The sequence below is a fragment of the Clostridium sp. genome (genome assembly GCF_051650885.1).
Lineage (GTDB): Bacteria > Bacillota > Clostridia > Clostridiales > Clostridiaceae > Clostridium.
In genome coordinates, this window is sequence record NZ_JBOFRG010000214.1 from 1 (window position 1) to 1,982 (window position 1,982).

Genomic DNA, 1,982 nt, shown 5'->3' on the forward strand with positions numbered 1-1,982 from the left:
TTGCTTTAATTCCTTCTAAATCACTTGCGCCCCATACTGCAAGTGCAAAATCCATCCCAGCTAAATTTGAAGCCTTGAAATCAGCTAATGTGTCTCCAACATAGATTGATTCATTTGGATTTATATTAAGATTTTCTACTGCCTTTAATAATGGCTCTGGATGTGGCTTATGGTTTTCAGTGTCCTCTGCTAAAACTACATTTGTCATGTATTTATGGAGATCTGTCTTTTCAAAATCAATTTTATATTGCTCTCTTGTCTTAGAACTTGCAATACATAAAACTATTCCTTTTTCATGAAGCTTTTCTATAACTTCCTTAAATCCATCATAAAGCTTTGCTCCATGCTCATATTCATTTACATATTTAACCCATTTAGGATATGACTTTTCTATATCTTTAAATCCTAAAAGGCTAAGTGTCTTCTCTCCTGCATATGCTCTATATTTTAAAAGACTTTCATAACTTACATCCATATTCAATTCTTCTTTTATTAACCTTTGAAGTGGAACTAAATTCATTTCTTCTGTATCTAATATTGTTCCATCCAAATCAAAAATTATACATTTGTATTCCATTCTCCCACCATTCTACAAAAAGATTCATCATTTCTTTTTGAAATGTTTCTTGAGAAACATTTTACAAGAAAAATTTAACTCTTTTAAATACCTTTTCTAATTTTTATTATTCTTTCAGTAAATGATTTCCTATTTACTATTTCCAGTATACCTTATTTTACTACTATTTTTATAGCTTATTCTTTTAATTTAAAGTTTTCTTAATAATTAATAAGTCCAATAGCTTTATTTAACTATTGGACTTTAATTATCTATAATTTTAATTTTTACTGGTAAATTTACACTAGGTCCATCTACGTAATTATGTTCCTCGTATTTCACTCTTACAAAAGGTTTATCATAACTTTCCTTTTGACACCCACTTAATTCTATATATTTACTTTTTTCGTTTCCAAGTAAGAGCATCCCTTTATTTTCAATTTCTCCTTTTATTATAGCTTCCACTATTTTTGTTATATCTATTTCTACACAACATGAATCTTTCTTGATTGTAAATTCAATTCCTAAATCATTATCTATACTTATAGTGTCTTTATAATAATAACTATATTTACTTACAAATTCTTTTGCTGGTGCAATACAATACTCTGACTCTAATTTTCCACATCTACTTGGAATTTTATATAAAATTAATTTAGCTTCTACAATTTCTTTATTTTGCAAACTTTCTGAAATATTAAAGTATAAATAGCTCCAGTATTTTATACATTTATCTATTCCAACCTTTATATTTTCTTTATTCGCACCTTCTCTCCCATTAAATGAAAAAGTTGTATTTTTAGTACACTCTATATCTACAATTTTCATCTTTTCTCACCTCCCTTACTTTTTCACAAATACTCCTATTGCAGCACATTTTATATTATTCGTGTCTTCTATTTTTCCCCATACAATTGTTGAAATTATTATTGATGTAGTTGTTATATTCTTATAGATTTTAGCAAATTCATAAATATTTTCTTCCTCTTCTTTTGTCACTATATTTATTCCCTTTACTATAAGCTCCATTTTTAATAATAAATCATTTTCTTTTAATACCTCTAAATATTCTTCTACATCTATCTCAATTTCTAATGTGGTCGTCTTCATTCCACTTCCATTGTTAGCTATGTTTGGTTTTATACTAATTTGTAGTGGCATGGTCCATACCTCCCTTTTAACCTTTGTTTATATTTGTGATAGTTCCCTTTGTTTTTATTTCTAAATTTTCTATATCATCAACTAAACTTATATTACCAACTATTACAGTCTTATCTGCTTCTACTTCTGAAACCTTATATATTCTAGAAAATTTATAAATATATCCATTTATCTCTACTTCAATATCCAACTTAAAACTTTCTCCAGTTATTTTATCTATTATATCTTTAACATCAACTCTAATTATGTTTGTTTCTGCACTTTT

At 26.9% G+C, this 1,982-nt stretch carries 4 protein-coding genes; all 4 read right to left on the minus strand.

The window, feature by feature from the left end:
- Positions 1-577 (minus strand): HAD family hydrolase (locus ACRC28_RS10250; RefSeq protein ID WP_438543354.1); only part of this gene is annotated, 577 nt, incomplete at its 3' end.
- 243 nt (positions 578-820) lie between these two features.
- Positions 821-1,384: a DNRLRE domain-containing protein gene (locus ACRC28_RS10255; protein WP_438543355.1), complete on the minus strand. Its 564-nt coding sequence runs from the start codon at positions 1,382-1,384 to the stop codon at positions 821-823.
- 15 nt (positions 1,385-1,399) lie between these two features.
- Positions 1,400-1,717 (minus strand): hypothetical protein, encoded by a 318-nt coding sequence (locus tag ACRC28_RS10260; RefSeq protein ID WP_438543356.1) that lies wholly within the window; start codon positions 1,715-1,717, stop codon positions 1,400-1,402.
- Between the two features lie 16 nt (positions 1,718-1,733).
- A partial coding sequence (locus tag ACRC28_RS10265; RefSeq protein ID WP_438543357.1) for a hypothetical protein occupies positions 1,734-1,982 on the minus strand: 249 nt, incomplete at its 5' end.

Coding starts and splice junctions, on each gene's coding strand:
- ACRC28_RS10260 (WP_438543356.1), bottom strand. CDS start 1,717: ATGCCACTACAAATTAGTATAAAACCAAACATAGCTAACAATGGAAGT.
- ACRC28_RS10255 (WP_438543355.1), bottom strand. CDS start 1,384: ATGAAAATTGTAGATATAGAGTGTACTAAAAATACAACTTTTTCATTT.